This is a genomic window from Epibacterium sp. ABV4_022 (assembly GCF_056159345.1).
The window spans coordinates 2,789,093-2,805,467 of record NZ_JBSWVA010000001.1 but is presented as its reverse complement, the minus strand read 5'-3'; the positions used below and the strand labels follow the sequence as shown (position 1 = coordinate 2,805,467).

The following is a 16,375-nucleotide window of genomic DNA, read 5'->3' as shown; positions in this document are numbered from 1 at the left end:
AGGTCCATGTGCGGGCAGGGCAGGACGGTGTCCTGACCTGTTTGGGCGGCAAATGGCGCAGCGTCACAAATGAGCTTCCTTTACGTGAACCGCCAGTGTCGCTTGCACGCTGATGCAATTGCAATCATCGTATCCGGTGAGGAACAATCAAGATCCGAGGAACGGGCTAGGGGAGGAGAAACATGGCTTTTGCAACGACCGCGGATGTCGCGGCGATCGAACAGGAATGCGCATGGGCGGACCGGGATGTGCCCAAAACGCTCTATGGGCTCCTGTCACGCACGGCGGGGAATTTCCCGGACAACAAGGCGGTGAGCTATCAGATCCTGTCCGGCCCGACCGACAAGGCGGAAACGCTGACCTGGCGCGAGCTGAAGGACAAGACCACCCAGGCTGCAAACCTGTTCCGGTCCCTTGGCATCGGGGAAAAGGACGTGGTCGCCTACGTGCTGCCCAATGCCAACGAGACGCTGATTACCATGCTCGGCGGCGCCGTGGCGGGGATCGTCAACCCGATCAACCCGCTGCTGGAACCCGAGCAGATCGCGTCCATCCTGCGTGAAACCGGCGCCAAGGTGGTGGTGACGCTCAAGGGGTTTCCCAAGACCGACGTGCCGCAGAAGGTGGCCGAGGCGGTGGCCCATGCTCCCAGCGTCAAGACCGTGCTGGAGGTCGATCTCAACCGCTATCTGACGCCGCCGAAATCCTGGATCGTGCCGCTGATCCGGCCCAAGGTGAACAAGGCGCATGCCCATGCGGACTACAAGTGTTTTCGCAAGGAAATGGCCAAACAGCCGACCGAGCTGACCTTTCCCGACAGCGACGGCGACCGGGTGGCCTGCTATTTCCACACCGGCGGCACCACCGGCATGCCCAAGGTGGCGCAGCACACCTACCAGGGGATGATCTACAACGGCTGGCTCGGTCACACGCTCCTCTTCACCGAAGAGGACAACATCATGTGTCCGCTGCCGCTGTTCCATGTCTTTGCCTGCCATGTGATCGTCATGGCCGCTGTTGCGTCTGGTGCGCATGTGGTGTTCCCGACCCCGCAGGGCTATCGCGGCGAGGGGGTGTTCGACAATTTCTGGAAGCTCTGTGAGCGCTGGAAGATCACCTTTATCATCACCGTGCCAACAGCGATCTCGGCCAAGATGCAGCGCCCGGTGGATGCGGATGTCTCCACCATCAAGACCGCCTTTTCCGGCTCTGCTCCCTTGCCGCTGGAGCTGTTCCGCCGTTTTGAAAAGGCCACCGGTGTCACACTGGTGGAGGGCTATGGCCTGACCGAGGCGACCTGTCTTGTGTCCTGCAACCCGGTGGAGGGGGAGAAAAAGGTCGGATCGATCGGCATTCCCTTCCCCTATTCCGATGTGAAGATCGTGAAGGGCACGCCGGACGGGCTGACGGAATGTGGCTGCGACGAGATCGGCGAGATCTGCGTCTATACGCCCGGCGTGTTTCCCGGCCACACCTACACCGAGGCCGACAAGAACGTGGACCTCTACTATCAGGAGAAATACCTGCGCACCGGCGATCTGGGTCGGGTGGACAGCGACGGCTATCTCTGGATCACCGGCCGCGCCAAGGATCTGATCATTCGCGGCGGTCACAATATCGACCCGGCAGAGATCGAAGAGGCGCTGCTGGGCCATGACGCGGTGGCCTTTGCCGGCGCCATTGGCCAGCCGGATGCGCATTCGGGGGAATTGCCCTGCGCCTTTGTCGAGCTGGTGGACGGTGCCACGGTGACCGAGGAGGAGTTGCTGGCCTATTGCAAGCGTCACATCCATGAACGGGCCGCGATCCCCAAGCACCTGACAATCCTGCCGGAATTGCCCAAAACCGCGGTGGGCAAAGTGTTCAAGCCGGACTTGCGGCGGCATGCGATCATTCGCATCTACGATGGCGCGTTGGAGGCCGCTGGCCTGCCTGCCCGGGTCAGTTCGGTCATCGACGACAAGAAACGCGGTCTGGTCGCGCAGATCAGCCTGAACGGATGCGCGTCCGAGGATGTCGGCAATGTGCTGGGCGCCTTCACCCGCCCCTGGGAGCAGGCCGAGGCATAGGGTGCCGCCTGCGCGCCGCATGGCGCTGTGACAGAGAAAAGCACGCCGCGTCCGGCGTGCTTTTTTCATTTTGCCATTTTCATCGTGGGGCTGCGGTCCTAGGCTTTCTGGAACGCGACACCAGCCACGGTGAGGACATGGACTACGAAAAGCTGATTGACGAGGAAACCTGGACCTTCATCCGGGAGACGGGCCGCCACTATCCGGAGGATTCCGTGGCCCTCGGCATCGACGAACAGCGCGAGGTCTACAACAAGATGGCGGCGGCGTTCCGCAAACCCCGGGCGGAGGTTGTGGAGGTCACCGAGCGGACGGTCCGCACGGTCTCGGTGCGTATCTATCAGGCCGGTGATCCCACCCGCACGGTCATGTACTGTCATGGCGGCGGCTTTGTTGTCGGCGATCTCAACAGCCACGATGATGTCTGTGCCGAAATCTGCGAGCAGACCGGCTATCGCGTGGTGTCCGTGGACTACCGGCTTGCCCCCGAAAACCAGCACCCGGCGCAGTTCGACGATGCCTGGACGGTGCTGGAATGGATTGCGGAAACCTATGACGAAGGTGGCGTGGTGCTGGCGGGCGACAGCGCCGGCGGCATGCTGAGCGCCTGCGTGGCGCATCATGCGCGCGGTCGGCTCGATGTGGTGCTGGGACAGGTGCTGATCTATCCGGGCCTCGGCGGCGATCACAGCCTGCCGTCCTATCGCGAACATGCACAGGCGCCGATGTTGACGCTCGAAGATGTCAAATTCTATGCGGGTGTGCGGTCTAGTGGCACCGAACCGGCGGGCGATCCGACCTATGCGCCGCTCCAGGATCGCAACTTTTCCGGCCTGCCGCCCACGGTGATGTTCTCTGCGGACTGCGATCCCCTGCGCGATGATTGTGGCGCCTACCGCGATGCCATTCGCAAGGCGGGCGGTCAGGCGGAGTGGATCAACGAGGCCGGGCTGGTGCATGGCTACCTGCGCGCCCGCCACAGCGTGGGCCGAGCCCGGGACAGTTTCGAGCGGATCGTGCTGGCGATCGAGGGGCTGGGGCAGGAAATCTGGCCCTACGACGAATAGGGCCACCGGGTGCCGGTAGGTTGAGCGCAGCGACGAGGACTGCGACCTCTCCTTCGGCTTCTTAAGCGGCCTCTTTCGGGCATGGTGGTCTTTGGCTGCGGCGCTGAATTACGCCGGGATCGTGGCCATCCGTGTGGCGGCCACGATAGGGGTCAGGCGCCGCTAGCGCCGTCAGCGCAGAAAGGGCGTGGCCTTCATCGTGTCGGCGACCGGCGCGCCGAGGCGGGACAGGATGCTGGGGGCCAGTTGCAGCTGGTCGATCACATCGCCTTCGCCGGGGCCTTCGCCGTCGCCAAAGTAATAGAGCGCGGTTTCCTGTTGCAGCGGATGGCGTCCGCCGTGGTGGCCGCGGTCGTCCTGGCCGTGGTCGGCGGTCACGATCACCTCATAGCCCATCGCACGCCAGCGCGGGATGAAGGGCGCGAGCATTTCGTCCATGACAAAGCAGGCTTTGTCCATCTCGGCGCTTTCGTGAAAGAACCGGTGCCCCATGCTGTCCAGCGTGCAGGTGTGCAGCATGCCGTAGTTCAGATCGAAGCGCCCGCAGAGGTTGGTGAGCGTGGCAAAGAGATCCACATCCGAGGGTGTCATCTGGTTGTCGTGGCCATAGCCGGTCATCGAGTGAAACCGGCCATGGTTGATGGTGGCGCTTTCTGGCTCGTCATATTCGATGTCGCGCACATAATCGAAGGGGGAGCGGTTGAAGAACTCCGACCAGAAGCTATGCGCCACGGCGCCTGTCGTGCCGCCGCCCTTGCGGACCTGCGAGAACACATCGTCGTGGTTGAGGCGAAAGACATTGCCGTTGCCGGTGCAGCCGTGTTCCTGCGGGCTGACCCCGGTGTGGATCGAGGCATAGCAACTGGCCGAGATCGAGGGCAGCACCGCGCTGTGTTTCCAGACGCGGGCCTCGCCAGAGGCGACCCAGCCTTCGAGGTTGCCAAACAGGCGACGGAAATTGCGGTAGGGCACGCCATCAAGGATGATGAGCAGGAGTTTGCGGTCCATGGGAGAGGTCCTGGGCTGGGGGTGGGCTATTTGTGCTCAGGACAGCGCCCGAGCCTAGGGGGGGCGTGAAGCGCCCTCCCTGTGGGGAGGGTCGGGCGCTGTCCGGCCTTTCGGCCGAACAGGGCTTGTATCGTCTTGCGCCCGCATCGCGCGGGCGCTGCCGGTTGGCAGGAGGCGGGCATCAGTTGCCCGCGCTCTCCATCTTGCGATTGGCGATCACCTCTTCGAGCCAGCCCAGTTTCATCTCTGGCACGGAGCTGAGCAGAAGGTCGGTGTAATCATCAAAGGGCGGGGTCAGCACCTGCGTCTTGCCGCCATAGCGTTGCACCTTGCCCTTGTACATCACTGCGATGTTGTCGGAGATCGCCTTCACCGTCGCCAGATCGTGGGTGATGAAGAGATAGGCCACATCCTCGATCTTTTGCAGGTTCAACAACAGCTTCAGGATGCCGTCCGCCACCAGAGGATCCAGCGCCGAGGTGACCTCGTCGCAGATGATCATCTTGGGCTTAGCTGCCAATGCGCGTGCGATGCAGACACGCTGTTTCTGCCCGCCCGACAGCTCTGCCGGATAGCGGTCGATGAATTTCTCGCCGAGTTCGATCTCGTCCAGAAGCTCCACGATCCGCTTTTTCTTCTCCGCCCCCTTCAGGCCGAAGTAGAACTCCAGCGGCCGGCCGATGATGGTGCCCACGGTCTGACGCGGGTTCATCGCCACATCCGCCATCTGGTAGATCATCTGCAACTCACGCAGATCCTCGCGGCTGCGGTGGTTGAAGTCCGGCGTGAGTGTGCGCCCAGCAAAGTAGATCTCGCCTTCGCGCGGTGGCAGCAGACCGGTGATGACCCGCGCCAGCGTCGATTTGCCCGAGCCGGACTCGCCGACCACGGCAAGTGTCTGACCGGGGTAGAGGTCGACATTGACGTTGTGCAGCACATCGAACTTGGTGCCCTTGTAGCGCGCGGTGATATTGCGCACCGACAGCACCGGTTCTTCCGTCGGGGCCTTTTCCTCGTGGTCGATGGAGCGCACCGAGACCAGCGCCTGGGTGTACTCTTCCTGCGGTTCGTTGATGATCTGGTTGACGTCGCCATATTCCACGGTTTCGCCATGGCGCAGCACCATGATGTCATCCGACACCTGCGCCACCACCGCGAGATCGTGGGTGATATAAAGCGCCGCCACACCGGTGTCGCGGATCGCTTCCTTGATCGCCATCAGAACGTCGATCTGCGTGGTCACATCCAGCGCCGTGGTGGGCTCGTCAAAGACCACCAGATCGGGTTCCGGGCACAGCGCCAGCGCCGTCATGCAGCGCTGCAACTGGCCGCCGGAGACCTGGTGCGGATAGCGGCTGCCGATATTGTCCGGATCGGGCAGGCCCAGCTTGTCAAACAGCGCCCGCGCACGGGCCTCGGCATTCTTGCGGGAGAATTTTCCCTGCTCGACCGAGGCCTCGACCACCTGTTCCATGATGGTCTTGGCCGGGTTGAAGGAGGCGGCCGCCGATTGCGACACATAGGTCACCTCGCCGCCGCGCAGCTTGCGGATATCGCCCAGTTTGGACTTGAGGATATCGCGTCCGTTGACCCAGACCTCGCCGCCGGTGATCTTCACGCCGCCGCGGCCATAGGCCATGGACGACAGACCAATGGTGGATTTGCCCGCGCCGGATTCACCGATCAGACCCAGCACCTTGCCCGGCATCAGGTCAAAGCTGACGCCATGCACGATCTCGATGTCATGGGGTTTCTCGCCCGGCGGATAAACCGTGGCGCCGATTTTCAGGTCGCGGACCTTCAGGAGTGGTTCGCTCATCCCCGGCCTCCTTTCAGCGATGTGGTACGGTTCAGGATCCAGTCCGCCACCAGGTTCACCGAGATCGCAAGCGTTGCGATGGCGAAGGCGGGGATCAGGGCGGCGGGGACGCCGTAGACGATACCGTCCTTGTTTTCTTTCACGATGCCGCCCCAGTCTGCCTCAGGAGGCTGCACGCCCAGACCCAGGAAAGACAGGGTGGAGACAAAGAGCACCATGAAGATGAAGCGCAGACCCATCTCGGCCACCAGCGGCGACAGCGCGTTGGGCAGAATCTCGCGGAAGATGATCCAGGCGGTTTTCTCGCCGCGCAGACGGGCGGCCTCCACATAGTCCATCACCTCGATGTCGACGGCAACGGCGCGGGCCAGACGGAACACACGGGTGGAATCCAGAAGCCCCATCACCAGGATCAGCATCGGCACGGTCACCGGCGTCACCGACAGCACCACAAGGGCAAAGATCAGCGTCGGGATCGACATGATGAGATCGACAAAGCGCGACAGCATCTGGTCCACCCAGCCGCCCGCCACCGCGGCAAAGATGCCGAGGACGGAGCCGGTGGTGAAGGAGATGATGGTCGCCACGGTGGCGATAAAGATGGTGGTGCGACCGCCGTAGATCATGCGCGACATCAGATCACGCCCGATATTGTCGGTGCCCAGCAGGTAGTCGGCGCTGGAGGGCTCCCAGACGTCGCCGACCACTTCGGCCATGCCATAGGGGGCCAGGAGCGGCGCGAAGATCGCGCCAAGGAAATAGAGGGCCGTGAAAAACAGCCCGATCAGAGCGGATACGGGGATATTCTTCATTTCGGGTGCCTCAGACGCGGGTTCGACAGGATCGAGACGATATCGGCAATCATGTTGAGGCCGATATAGACGGCGGCAAAGATCAGGCCGCAGGCCTGCACCACCGGAACGTCGCGTTTGGACACGTGATCCACCAGATATTGCCCCATGCCGGGATAGACGAAGACCACTTCGATCACCACGACACCGACGACCAGATAGGCAAGGTTCAGCATCACCACGTTCACGATCGGGGCAACCGAGTTCGGAAAGGCATGGCGCCAGATCACCTTGAAGGTCGAAAGCCCCTTCAGTTCAGCGGTCTCGATATAGGCGGACTGCATCACGTTGAGGATCGCTGCACGGGTCATCCGCATCATGTGGGCAAGCACCACAAGCGTCAGCACCGCAACAGGCAGGGCGATGGAATTGAGCTTCTGCCACAGGTTCATGCCGTCGTTGATCATCGCAACGGAGGGGAACCAGCGCAGTTTTACGGCGATCAGATACATCAGGACGTAGCCGATCAGGAATTCGGGGATCGAGATCGACGCCAGGGTCACGGCTGAGATCAGCTTGTCGGGCCAGCGGTCCTTGTAGCGCACCGCCAGAAGGCCGAGGAAAATCGCCAGCGGCACGGCGATGACCGCCGCCCAGAAGGCAAGAAACAGCGTGTTCGACAGGCGCGAGCTGATGGCAGAGGTAATGTCCTGCCCGGAGGTCAGCGCCGTGCCCAGATCACCCTGAATGGCGCCGAACAGCCATTGGAAGTAGCGGGTGACAGGCGGATCATTCAGTCCCAGCTCGGCGCGCAGATTGGCCAGCGCCTCGGGGGTTGCGGATTGTCCAAGGATGGATTGGGCCACATCTCCCGGCAGGATCATGGTACCGGCAAAGATCAGCACCGAGATCATCAACAGCAGGAGGAGGCTCAGCGCAATGCGCTGAGCCAGAAGTTTTACAACCGGATTCATATCAAGCTTTGACCCACATCTTCAGCGGGGCATAGGCGTTCATCAGCGCATGGCCTTTGACGCCGTCCTTCCAGCCGTCGATCCGGTCGGATGTCGCGTCGACAAAGTCGTTGAACATCGGGCAGATCAGACCGCCTTCGTTGCGCACCATGGTGGACATGTCCGCATACATCTGGGTGCGCTTGGCCTCGTCCAGCTCGCCGCGGGCGGCGATCAGCATCTGGTCGAACTGCTCGTTGTTGAACCGGGTGTCGTTCCAGTCCGCCGTCGAGAGATAGGCGGTGGTGAACATCTGGTCCTGGGTCGGACGCCCGCCCCAGTAGGAGGTGCAGAACGGCTGCTTGTTCCAGACCTCGGACCAGTAGCCGTCGTTGGGCTCGCGCTTGATGTCGAGGGTGATGCCCGCGGCTGCCAGCGATTGCTGGAACAGCGCCGCCGCATCCGGTGCCCCGGGGAAGGAGTTGTCCGAGGTGCGCAGCAGGATCGAGCCGTCATAGCCCGATTTTTCCATGTGGAACTTGGCCTTGTCGGGATCGTACTCGCGCTGCTCCAGCTGGGTGAACAGCGGGTAGGAGGCGTTGATCGGGGTGTCGTTGCCCACCGAGCCAAAGCCGTTCAGGATCTTGTCGACCATTTCCTGACGGTTGATGCCGTACTTCAGCGCCAGACGGACGTCGTTGTTGGCAAAGGGGTCGGTGTTGCAATGGGCGATGAACACGTAGTGACCCGGACCTGCGGTGGAATGCACGGTGATATTGGGGGCACGGCCGACCAGTTTCGCGGTGCGCGGCGGCACCCGGTCGATCATGTCCACCTGACCGGCCTGCAAGGCTGCGACGCGGGCGGTGTTGTCGTTGATGACCACATATTCGATGGTGCCCGCGTTGCCGAGATCACCCCAGTAGTTCGGGTTCTTTTCGGCCACAAAGCGCACGCCCATGTCCACGGACTTCATCACGTAGGGGCCGGTGCCGATTGCTGCCGTGGGATCATCCATGCCACCTTTGGGCTGGATCACCAGGTGGTAGTCGGTCAGCAGATAGGGCAGGTCGGCGTTGGGGTTGTCCAGTTCGAACACCACCGTGTCGCCATCCGCCTTCACATTGGTGATGGAGCGCATGATGCCAAGCGCGCCGGACTTGGTGTCCTCGCCGGAGTGGCGCTCCATGGTTGCCACCACGTCTTCGGCGGTGACCGGCTGGCCGTTGGAGAAGGTGATGCCGGAGCGGATCTTGAAGGTCCAGGTCTTGGCGTCGGCAGAGGCTTCGAAGCTCTCGGCGACCATACCTTCGAGACCGCCGTCTTCGCCCAGTTCCACCAGCGGTTCCCCCCACAGACGGATCACGGACAGTGCAACCTGGTTGGTCGCCAGCGCCGGATCCATGCTGTCGGTGGTGGAGCCGCCTTGCAGGCCGACCTTGAGGGTGCCGCCCTGTTGCGGGCCGGCAGCCTTCACGGCAGAGGCCAGCAGCGTGTTTGCCCCCAGTGCGGTGACACCCAGCGCCGCAGCGCGGCCGAGGAATTCACGGCGGCCCATGCGGCCAAGCGCGGCTTCCCGTGCGAGGTGTTTCAGATGATTGTTCATTCGTCGTCTCCCTGTCGAGGTTTCGGGTGAGCCCCGATTTCTTGAATGGTGAATCAAGATTTGCCGATTTGGCGCAGTGGGGCAAGAAATATTGCCAGAAATTTCGCGCAGGCTTTGTGATCACACAGGCCGCAGGCCAGCTTTGAACCTGGTAACGCGTCTAAATCCGGCGTGGACGGGCCGGGGCCCGGTCACTTCGTCTTGCTGGGACGATCCTCGGTGTCCAGCCAAACTGTAACAGGACCGTCATTCACAAGTGAAACTTTCATGTCTGCTCCGAATTTGCCGGTCTCCACGGGCACTCCTGTCGCCCGGATGTTCTCGCAAAAACAATGATAGAGCCGTTCTCCTTCTGTTGGTGACGCGGCTTTGGAAAAACCGGGTCGTGTGCCGCTGCGGGTGTCGGCGGCAAGGGTGAACTGGCTGACCACCAGTACCGCACCGCCGACATCGACCACCGAGCGGTTCATCTTGCCTGCCTCATCACGAAAGATCCGCAGGCGTGAAATTTTATGCGCAAGCTGTGTGGCCTCGGCCTCGCTGTCGCCCTGCATCGCGCAGACCAGCACCAAAAGACCGGATTCGATCTCGCCGGTGATGGTCGAGTCGACGGTGACGCTGGCCGCGCTCACACGTTGCAAGAGGGCGCGCATGGGGCTCCTTCCTGCGGGCCTGTCCCCGCATCGTGGCGTGATTGCCAGTGACCGCGCCCGATACAGGCAGCTGCTGGCGTGGCCGTCGCGATTCTCGTCCGTTGTGGCGCTGATAGGACCGCCTTCTGCGGCTGTCGGCGCGCGGATCGTGCATTGCCTGCGGTCATCGCCCACGCCCCCCGTCTTTACCATGGCCCTCACGGCGGCGGTTGTGAACCGTCTGCCAGGGTAAAGGGGCGGTCCGATCTGGCGCGCTCAAGGTGCTGTTGGGCAATGTCCGATCTCTCCCGGGGTTTGGCGCAACATGCCGTCGAGGTCGTGAAAACGCAAGCAGGTGTCGGAAATAAGCCATGTCGGCGTCGATCGAGAGGGGTGATCTTGAAAATATATATGTAATTCAGATCCTTACGGCTGCATCCCGATCATGATCCGAAGCTCGGCACCCAACCTCGGGGATGCTGTCGGATTCGCAGCGGACATGACAAGGCGCGCGCGCCCAAGACGGGGGCGGAGCGGATGTGTCCGGTTGTGGGCCCTGCGCCGGCCGGGGCGGCTGGGGGTCAGCTTTGCGATGCGAGATAGGCCACGCCCGCCGCGACGATCAGGCCGAGCACCACGGCACCGGCGATCTTCCACGCGGAATAGGGGCGTTCGCCCTGCACGCGGCCGGATTGGCCATTGACCACAAAGCGATAGCTTTGGCCGCGGTATTTGTAGGCCGCCATCCAGACCGGCAGCAGCACATGTTTGAAGGTCACCGCGCTGACGTCGGTATCGACCGAACTGATCCGCTGGCGGTCGCCGCCAATGTCGAATTTGATGTCGCGTTCGATGACCCGGTCCATTTTCTGGCGCGCATCGGCAAAGCCTGTCTCAAGGTCGACTGTGTAGGCTTCGGCTCGGAACCCGGCCAGATACTTTGGCTGATAGGGCGCAAGCTGCGACAGATCCCAGGGCTCCAGCCCTTCGGTATATTTGCGCGGCAGGCTTTTGGAGGCGAGCACCAATACGTCGTCAAAGAACCGCTGCACGCGCCCGCGCACATTCGACCAGCGCACGCGGATTTCGGTGCGCACCTGCGGTTTGCCATCGACCATCACGGTGCGGTTGACCGTGTATTCCGTGCCGCGCTGGCCGGTGTATTGGCTGCGGGTCTGGGCGTCATAGGTCCAGTAGGGGACATAGATCCCATCCATCTTGCGCCCTTTGCGGGCGTAGTCCTTGAGGCCGTTGGGCGCGAACCACAGCCCGCCGAGCCAGTCCTCCATCGCCTGATGCGCGGCGCGTTCGTCAAATTGAAAGGGCAGCACGCCCTTGGGTTTGATATGGCGATTCTCGCCGGTGTCCGCCACCACCGGGGTCGCGCAGAAGGGGCACTCCAGCGCATGCACCGAGGGGTCGAACTCCACTTGTGCCGCGCAATTGGGGCAGGAGGAGACGCGCGTCACTTCCATCTCGGCAGCGGGAAGCTGTTCGCGCAGGGCCTTGAGGAAATCGAGCTCCTTCAGCGCGCTTCCGCCCCATGGGCTTTCAACCAGGTCTTTCTGGTGACCGCAGTGATCGCAGATCAGCGCGCCCTCGGCGGGGGCAAAACGGTAGTCCGCACCACATTGCTCGCAGGGAAAACGATGGGTTTCCTCGGCCTGTTGCGGGGCTGCGTCCATTGCGGGCGGGGGCGGCGGTGTCTGGGTCACGTCAAGCGGGCTCTTTGAACACAGGTTTGGTCACGGGAAGGGGATCGGGCGCAGATCAGAGAGGCCGGGCGTCAGCGCGCCCGACCTTTGAGCCTTGCGGCGCGAGGTTCAGCTGCCCGCAGGCGGTGGCGGCGGCGGAGGCGGGGGCAGGATGGTGAACAGCTGTGCCAGTTCGGTCACGTCGCCAGCGCGCATCCAGCCGTCCTGACCCGGTGTCCAGACATGGGTGTCGCGGGTAAGCTGGCCTTCCTGGGCCATGCGTCCCATGCGGGCCTTGGAGTAGGGGCCGGAGGTCTGACCGTTTTCCGCAATGTGCCAGACATGTTCCACCGGCGGTGGCGGCGGGGCCATCGGTGCGGCCTGCGCGGGCGCTTGCGAGGCAGCGGGTGCGGGCCGTGCGCCCCAGGGACCGGAGGTCTGACCCGCTGCCGCCGGGGACTGCGCGTGTTGCAAGGTCTGCCCCATCTGCTGTGCCATCGCCATGCCCATCCCCATGCCGAGGCCGGCGCCCATGCCGCTGTTGGGGGTCGTGGCGGCGGCTTCCATCGCTTCGGCGGCCTTGAACTGCGTATAGCGGCCCAGATCGCCGATGATGCCCATCTGGGTGCGCTTGTCCATCGCCTGCTCCACCGCTGGCGGCAGGGAGATGTTCTCCACGTAAAGCTCAGGGATCGAGAGGCCGTATTCTGCCACGACGGGGCCGATTTCGGCGGCGACCAGCTTGCCCAGATCGGCGGTGTTGGCGGCCATATCAAGCACCGGAATGCCGGAGCTTGCAATCGCGCGAGAGAACTCCTGCACGATGATATTGCGGATCTGGTAAGAGATCTCGTCCATGGTGAACTCACCATCGGTGCCGACAATCTCGGTGAGGAACCGCGCCGGATCCACCACCCGCACCGAATAGGTGCCAAAGGCGCGCAGGCGCACCGGGCCGAATTCCGGGTCGCGGCACATGATCGGGTTCTTGGTGCCCCATTTGAGGTCATTGAACCGCGTCGTCGCGACAAAGTAGATCTCAGACTTAAAAGGCGACTGGAAACCGTGGTCCCAGTGTTGCAGCGTCGTCATCACCGGCATGTTGTTGGTTTCGAGCATATAAAGCCCGGGCGTAAACACATCCGCCAGCTGGCCTTCATGCACAAACACCGCCGCCTGACCTTCGCGGACCGTCAGCTTGGCACCGTATTTGATCGCATGGCCTTCGCGCTCGAACCGCATGACCATGGTGTCGCGGGTGTCATCGGTCCAATGGATGACGTCGATGAATTCGCCTTTGAGGAAGTCAAAAATACCCATGAGCTGACCTTCTTTGGTTTGCGGAGGTTGGTGTGCGGATGACAGAAAGGGCGGAGGGATGTGTCTCAGCGGAGACCCAACCGGCGTAAAGGGCTTGCAGCGGGTGCCCGTCATTTCGCAGCATGCGCGATTGTGCCGCCATGGTGTGCCTCCTTCTCCGTGTTCCAAAACGCGATGGGGCAGACCCCATGCCACGATAACAGTCCCGAACGCCCGGCTGCGTGTTCATACCCCGGCCCGGCTGCGTCCTCAGTATATAGGCGCGCACGCCGGTTGTCGCCACGGGGGGTAAGTGGCAATACGCGTGATCCATGTCAGGTCCCTGGGCCTCCCATGACCTCTCGTGCGATGCGCTGAACGATGGGACGGGCCTCCGCCGCGCTCATGCCGACACGCAACCGGCGGTCATAGAGCATCTGCAACAGTTTCTCGTCATGGCTGGTCAGGCGGGCAAACTCATCGTCGTCGTTAAAGATCGAGGGCCGTGCCTTTGGGCTGTCGTTGCGCAGGCCAAGGCCCTGGGCGATTTCCTCGTGGATACAGCTCTCGCGCATCAGGTCCGGCTGTTCGGCCCGGATCAGCGCCACGCCGCGGGCATAATTCAGCGGATCACGCTGTGGCCCCCCGGCGGAGACGAGGCAATAGAATTTCCGTGGTGGGGTTGCAAACAGCGCGAGGTCACCCGGGGACAGGTTGGGCAGCAGGCGGCGCACCTTATCCTCGACAAAGTCGGCATCGTCGATGCCGGCAAAGATCACGGTGAAGTTGCCGCTGGTGCCGACCGTGACCGGATGCCCGGTGATCCGGGCCAGTCGCGCGGCATAGGCGGTGAGGGTGGCGCGGTCCTTCTCGGCCTGCGCTTTGGTCACCGAGGGGCCAAAGACCGGCACCAGCTGCACAGGCTGTTCCCAGCGTCCCATGCCCCCGGCACCGCCGTCAGATACGCTGGCGTATTCATCATAAAACGCAAGGGTTTCAAAACGTTCCGCCAGATCTTCGGCGTCATAGGGCGTTTCAGGCCCGCCGCCATCCGTACGCAAGAGCCCGCGTGTGAGCAGGTCCTGTTCCAGATCGGCATAGTATTTGGTGAGCGTCTGCGCCTCCACCGATGGGGTATAGACCGGCTTGATTGGGCGCGGGGTCGGGCGTGGCGTATCCTTGGGGCCGGGCGCAAGCGCAAGGCAGCCGCCAAGCGCCAGAGCCGCGCTCAAGGCAAGGAGCGCGCCCAGTGGCCGCGCTCCGGTGCTGGTATTGTCGCGAGGGTTCACGCGGTCAGGCTCACTTGGGCACGGCGGTGCCAGCATTGTCGCCGACCCCGTCCTTGCGGGCCTTGGCTGCCGCCAATGTGTCGCGCAGCTCGGTTTCCATCTTTTTCAGCTCGGTTTCTGCTTCGGCGCGCTTGCGTTTGCCCTCGTCGGCGATTTGAAGGCTTTCCTCAATGGTGCCGATCAGATCGGCATTGGCCTTTTTGACCGCCTCGATATCAAAGACGCCGCGCTCCATTTCCTCGCGGATGACCTTGTTGCTCTCGCGCAGGTTGGCGGCATTGGCGGTCAGCAACTCATTGGTGAGGTTGTTGGCATCGCGTACCGCATTTGCGGCTTCGGCAGAGCGTTGGATGGTCACCGCCTGCGCCAGCTGGGTTTCCCAGAGCGGCACGGTGTTGACGAGTGTGGAGTTGATCTTGGTGACCAGCGATTTGTCGTTTTCCTGCACCAGGCGAATGGAGGGCAGGGACTGCATGGTCACCTGACGGGTGAGTTTCAGGTCATGCACGCGGCGTTCCAGATCGTCACGGGCGGCGCGCAGATCGCGCAGCTCTTGTGCTTTGATGACCTGATCATCCTCTGGCGCAGCCTGAACTGCGGCCTCCAGCGCGGGGATCTCGGTGGCGTCCAACTCGGCCAGCTTGGCTTCACCGGCCGCGATGTAAAGCGCCAGTTCGTCGTAGAAATCCAGCGTCTTTTCATAGAGAACATCAAGCGACTTGATGTCTTTCAGCAGCGTGTGCTCATGCGCCAGGAGGCTGTCGGTGATCTTGTCGATCTGGCCCTGCACACTCTCATATTTGGCGGTGAACTTGGCAAAGGGCGCGGCGCGGCCCAGGAGGCGCTCCCAGAAGGTCGGTTTGCGGCGCACGTCCAGTTCCGACACCGAAAAGCCGCGGATGGTGGTGACGATATCGCGCAAGGAATCACCGGCAGGGCCCACATCCTTGTTGCGCACATCCGTGAGCATTGCCTGGCTGATCTGCTGCAATTCGCCCTGCGCGGCAGAGCCGAAGGAGATGATCGAGTTGGTGTCGCCCATGTCGATCTCATCAATGCGCTTGCGGATCGCGGTGGAGGTCTCCGGGTCTGCAGCTTCCAGCGTGGCAAGCTCGCCTTTGGGCTCGGGCAGGGCAACATCCGTCACCTCCTTCACCAGCGTTTCGGCTTCCACAGCTTTCTTCTGAATGGTCTCGGACATGGGCCAGGCCTTTCCTGTCAGGTTAAGAGGGGCGGTCCAGTTGGACGCCTTCGCGCTCCAATCGGGCGCGCAACACATCAATTTCAATATTCAGATCGCCCCGGTCCTCCAGCAGGAGTTTTTCATTCCGGGCGGCGAAATTTTGTTCCAGATCGTCGAGCAGCGCGAGGTAGTCCGCGCGCGCCTCGACATTGCCACTGCGGGCAAAGATATCGGCAAACTTGATCGTCGCGTCCCGCGCACCAAGCAGATAGACGGTCAGATATTTGCGCGCGGCGGTCAGATCGCGCGGGTCTTCTTCGACGGTGCGGCAAAGATCGCGCGCCACCGCCTGAAACTGGTCCACGCGCAACTCGACCTGACGATCCTTGGCGCGCAGCACCGCGTCTTTCATCGCCGCCAGATGGGTTTCGGCCTCATCCACGACACGCGCCACGCGGGAGCTTTGAAATTCGTCGACGCCCTCGACGCCCTTGTCGCTAAGGGGATCAATGCCGAATGCGGCCAGATGCAGCCCGAGGCAAGCGACACCATAAAGCGCGGCGGTGATCACGCCCGGTTCGCTGGACCACGCGCCCACCGCGCCGCCGAGGCCGCACAACAGACCGGCAAGGATCTTGCGGGGCAGGGCGGGGCGGCGCGCCACCTTGCGCGCGTCATAGGCGGCTTGCGCCTTGAGCCCTTCGCGCAGCATCACAGCGGCTGCGGCCCAGAGGCCGGCCCCGATCAGGCCGATCACCAGACCGGATGCGCCAGCCCCAAGCGAAAACAGCATGAGTATCGCCGCAGGCACGAACATCAGGTTCGCACGTAGGCCGACGGGATTAACCCGTGCGCTGGCCATCATGCGGGACTTGCCTGTGGGGCGCCCATCGGGGCGGGTGGAGTGCTGAGCTGAAGGGCTGAATTTGCCGCCAAACCGCTTTGCCATGCGTCAGACCCCGACG

The 16,375-nt window shown here is 62.7% G+C and carries 13 protein-coding genes; 2 read left to right on the top strand and 11 right to left on the bottom strand.

What is annotated here, in order from left to right:
* Nucleotides 1-182: 182 nt before the first annotated feature.
* The gene (locus ACXAF5_RS13290) at nucleotides 183-2,069 is read left to right on the top strand and encodes an acyl-CoA synthetase (RefSeq protein ID WP_474946942.1); all 1,887 of its coding nucleotides are present in this window, start codon (nucleotides 183-185) and stop codon (nucleotides 2,067-2,069) included.
* A gap of 137 nt (nucleotides 2,070-2,206) precedes the next feature.
* Complete coding sequence (locus ACXAF5_RS13285; RefSeq protein WP_474946941.1) at nucleotides 2,207-3,136, top strand: alpha/beta hydrolase; 930 nt, start codon at nucleotides 2,207-2,209, stop codon at nucleotides 3,134-3,136.
* A 171-nt stretch (nucleotides 3,137-3,307) separates the two neighbouring features.
* Here the strand turns inward: ACXAF5_RS13285 and ACXAF5_RS13280 are convergent, their stop codons facing one another.
* The 11 genes from ACXAF5_RS13280 to ACXAF5_RS13230 all read right to left on the bottom strand — a co-directional run bounded on the left by ACXAF5_RS13280 (nucleotide 3,308) and on the right by ACXAF5_RS13230 (nucleotide 16,359).
* Nucleotides 3,308-4,144 (bottom strand): alkaline phosphatase family protein, encoded by an 837-nt coding sequence (locus ACXAF5_RS13280; RefSeq protein WP_474946940.1) that lies wholly within the window; start codon nucleotides 4,142-4,144, stop codon nucleotides 3,308-3,310.
* Nucleotides 4,145-4,325: 181 nt separating this feature from the next.
* Nucleotides 4,326-5,963, bottom strand: coding sequence for an ABC transporter ATP-binding protein (locus ACXAF5_RS13275; protein ID WP_239320963.1), 1,638 nt, complete (start codon nucleotides 5,961-5,963; stop codon nucleotides 4,326-4,328).
* Nucleotides 5,960-6,775 carry an ABC transporter permease gene (locus ACXAF5_RS13270; protein ID WP_474946939.1) on the bottom strand — a complete coding sequence of 272 codons (816 nt, stop codon included), beginning with the start codon at nucleotides 6,773-6,775 and terminating at the stop codon, nucleotides 5,960-5,962. Before ACXAF5_RS13270 ends, ACXAF5_RS13275 begins: the two co-directional genes overlap by 4 nt.
* Nucleotides 6,772-7,728, bottom strand: a complete 957-nt coding sequence (locus ACXAF5_RS13265; protein WP_239320968.1) for an ABC transporter permease — start codon at nucleotides 7,726-7,728, stop codon at nucleotides 6,772-6,774. The genes ACXAF5_RS13270 and ACXAF5_RS13265 overlap by 4 nt, the downstream gene beginning before the upstream one ends.
* Before the next feature lies 1 nt (nucleotide 7,729).
* Complete coding sequence (locus tag ACXAF5_RS13260) at nucleotides 7,730-9,313, bottom strand: ABC transporter substrate-binding protein (protein ID WP_474946938.1); 1,584 nt, start codon at nucleotides 9,311-9,313, stop codon at nucleotides 7,730-7,732.
* Nucleotides 9,314-9,504: 191 nt separating this feature from the next.
* On the bottom strand, nucleotides 9,505-9,966 hold the full coding sequence (gene dtd, locus ACXAF5_RS13255; RefSeq protein ID WP_474946937.1) for a D-aminoacyl-tRNA deacylase: 462 nt from the start codon (nucleotides 9,964-9,966) through the stop codon (nucleotides 9,505-9,507).
* Between the two features lie 560 nt (nucleotides 9,967-10,526).
* Nucleotides 10,527-11,630, bottom strand: a complete 1,104-nt coding sequence (locus tag ACXAF5_RS13250) for a TFIIB-type zinc finger domain-containing protein (RefSeq protein ID WP_474947835.1) — start codon at nucleotides 11,628-11,630, stop codon at nucleotides 10,527-10,529.
* Nucleotides 11,631-11,768: 138 nt separating this feature from the next.
* Nucleotides 11,769-12,959: an SPFH domain-containing protein gene (locus ACXAF5_RS13245; protein WP_474946936.1), complete on the bottom strand. Its 1,191-nt coding sequence runs from the start codon at nucleotides 12,957-12,959 to the stop codon at nucleotides 11,769-11,771.
* A 314-nt stretch (nucleotides 12,960-13,273) separates the two neighbouring features.
* Nucleotides 13,274-14,227, bottom strand: a complete 954-nt coding sequence (locus ACXAF5_RS13240) for a DUF2927 domain-containing protein (RefSeq protein WP_474946935.1) — start codon at nucleotides 14,225-14,227, stop codon at nucleotides 13,274-13,276.
* Nucleotides 14,228-14,237: 10 nt separating this feature from the next.
* A complete protein-coding gene (locus ACXAF5_RS13235) occupies nucleotides 14,238-15,428 on the bottom strand; it encodes a toxic anion resistance protein (protein WP_474946934.1) in 1,191 nt (396 codons plus the stop codon).
* Between the two features lie 22 nt (nucleotides 15,429-15,450).
* The gene (locus tag ACXAF5_RS13230) at nucleotides 15,451-16,359 is read right to left on the bottom strand and encodes a 5-bromo-4-chloroindolyl phosphate hydrolysis family protein (protein ID WP_474946933.1); all 909 of its coding nucleotides are present in this window, start codon (nucleotides 16,357-16,359) and stop codon (nucleotides 15,451-15,453) included.
* Nucleotides 16,360-16,375 lie beyond the last annotated feature (16 nt).

Excerpts from the sequence above, each read along its gene's own strand:
- ACXAF5_RS13250 (WP_474947835.1), bottom strand. The coding sequence starts at position 11,630 with ATGGACGCAGCCCCGCAACAGGCCGAGGAAACCCATCGTTTTCCCTGC.
- ACXAF5_RS13230 (WP_474946933.1), bottom strand. The coding sequence starts at position 16,359 with ATGGCAAAGCGGTTTGGCGGCAAATTCAGCCCTTCAGCTCAGCACTCC.
- ACXAF5_RS13290 (WP_474946942.1), top strand. The coding sequence starts at position 183 with ATGGCTTTTGCAACGACCGCGGATGTCGCGGCGATCGAACAGGAATGC.
- ACXAF5_RS13265 (WP_239320968.1), bottom strand. The coding sequence starts at position 7,728 with ATGAATCCGGTTGTAAAACTTCTGGCTCAGCGCATTGCGCTGAGCCTC.
- ACXAF5_RS13280 (WP_474946940.1), bottom strand. The coding sequence starts at position 4,144 with ATGGACCGCAAACTCCTGCTCATCATCCTTGATGGCGTGCCCTACCGC.
- ACXAF5_RS13275 (WP_239320963.1), bottom strand. The coding sequence starts at position 5,963 with ATGAGCGAACCACTCCTGAAGGTCCGCGACCTGAAAATCGGCGCCACG.
- ACXAF5_RS13245 (WP_474946936.1), bottom strand. The coding sequence starts at position 12,959 with ATGGGTATTTTTGACTTCCTCAAAGGCGAATTCATCGACGTCATCCAT.
- ACXAF5_RS13260 (WP_474946938.1), bottom strand. The coding sequence starts at position 9,313 with ATGAACAATCATCTGAAACACCTCGCACGGGAAGCCGCGCTTGGCCGC.
- ACXAF5_RS13285 (WP_474946941.1), top strand. The coding sequence starts at position 2,207 with ATGGACTACGAAAAGCTGATTGACGAGGAAACCTGGACCTTCATCCGG.
- ACXAF5_RS13235 (WP_474946934.1), bottom strand. The coding sequence starts at position 15,428 with ATGTCCGAGACCATTCAGAAGAAAGCTGTGGAAGCCGAAACGCTGGTG.
- ACXAF5_RS13270 (WP_474946939.1), bottom strand. The coding sequence starts at position 6,775 with ATGAAGAATATCCCCGTATCCGCTCTGATCGGGCTGTTTTTCACGGCC.
- dtd (WP_474946937.1), bottom strand. The coding sequence starts at position 9,966 with ATGCGCGCCCTCTTGCAACGTGTGAGCGCGGCCAGCGTCACCGTCGAC.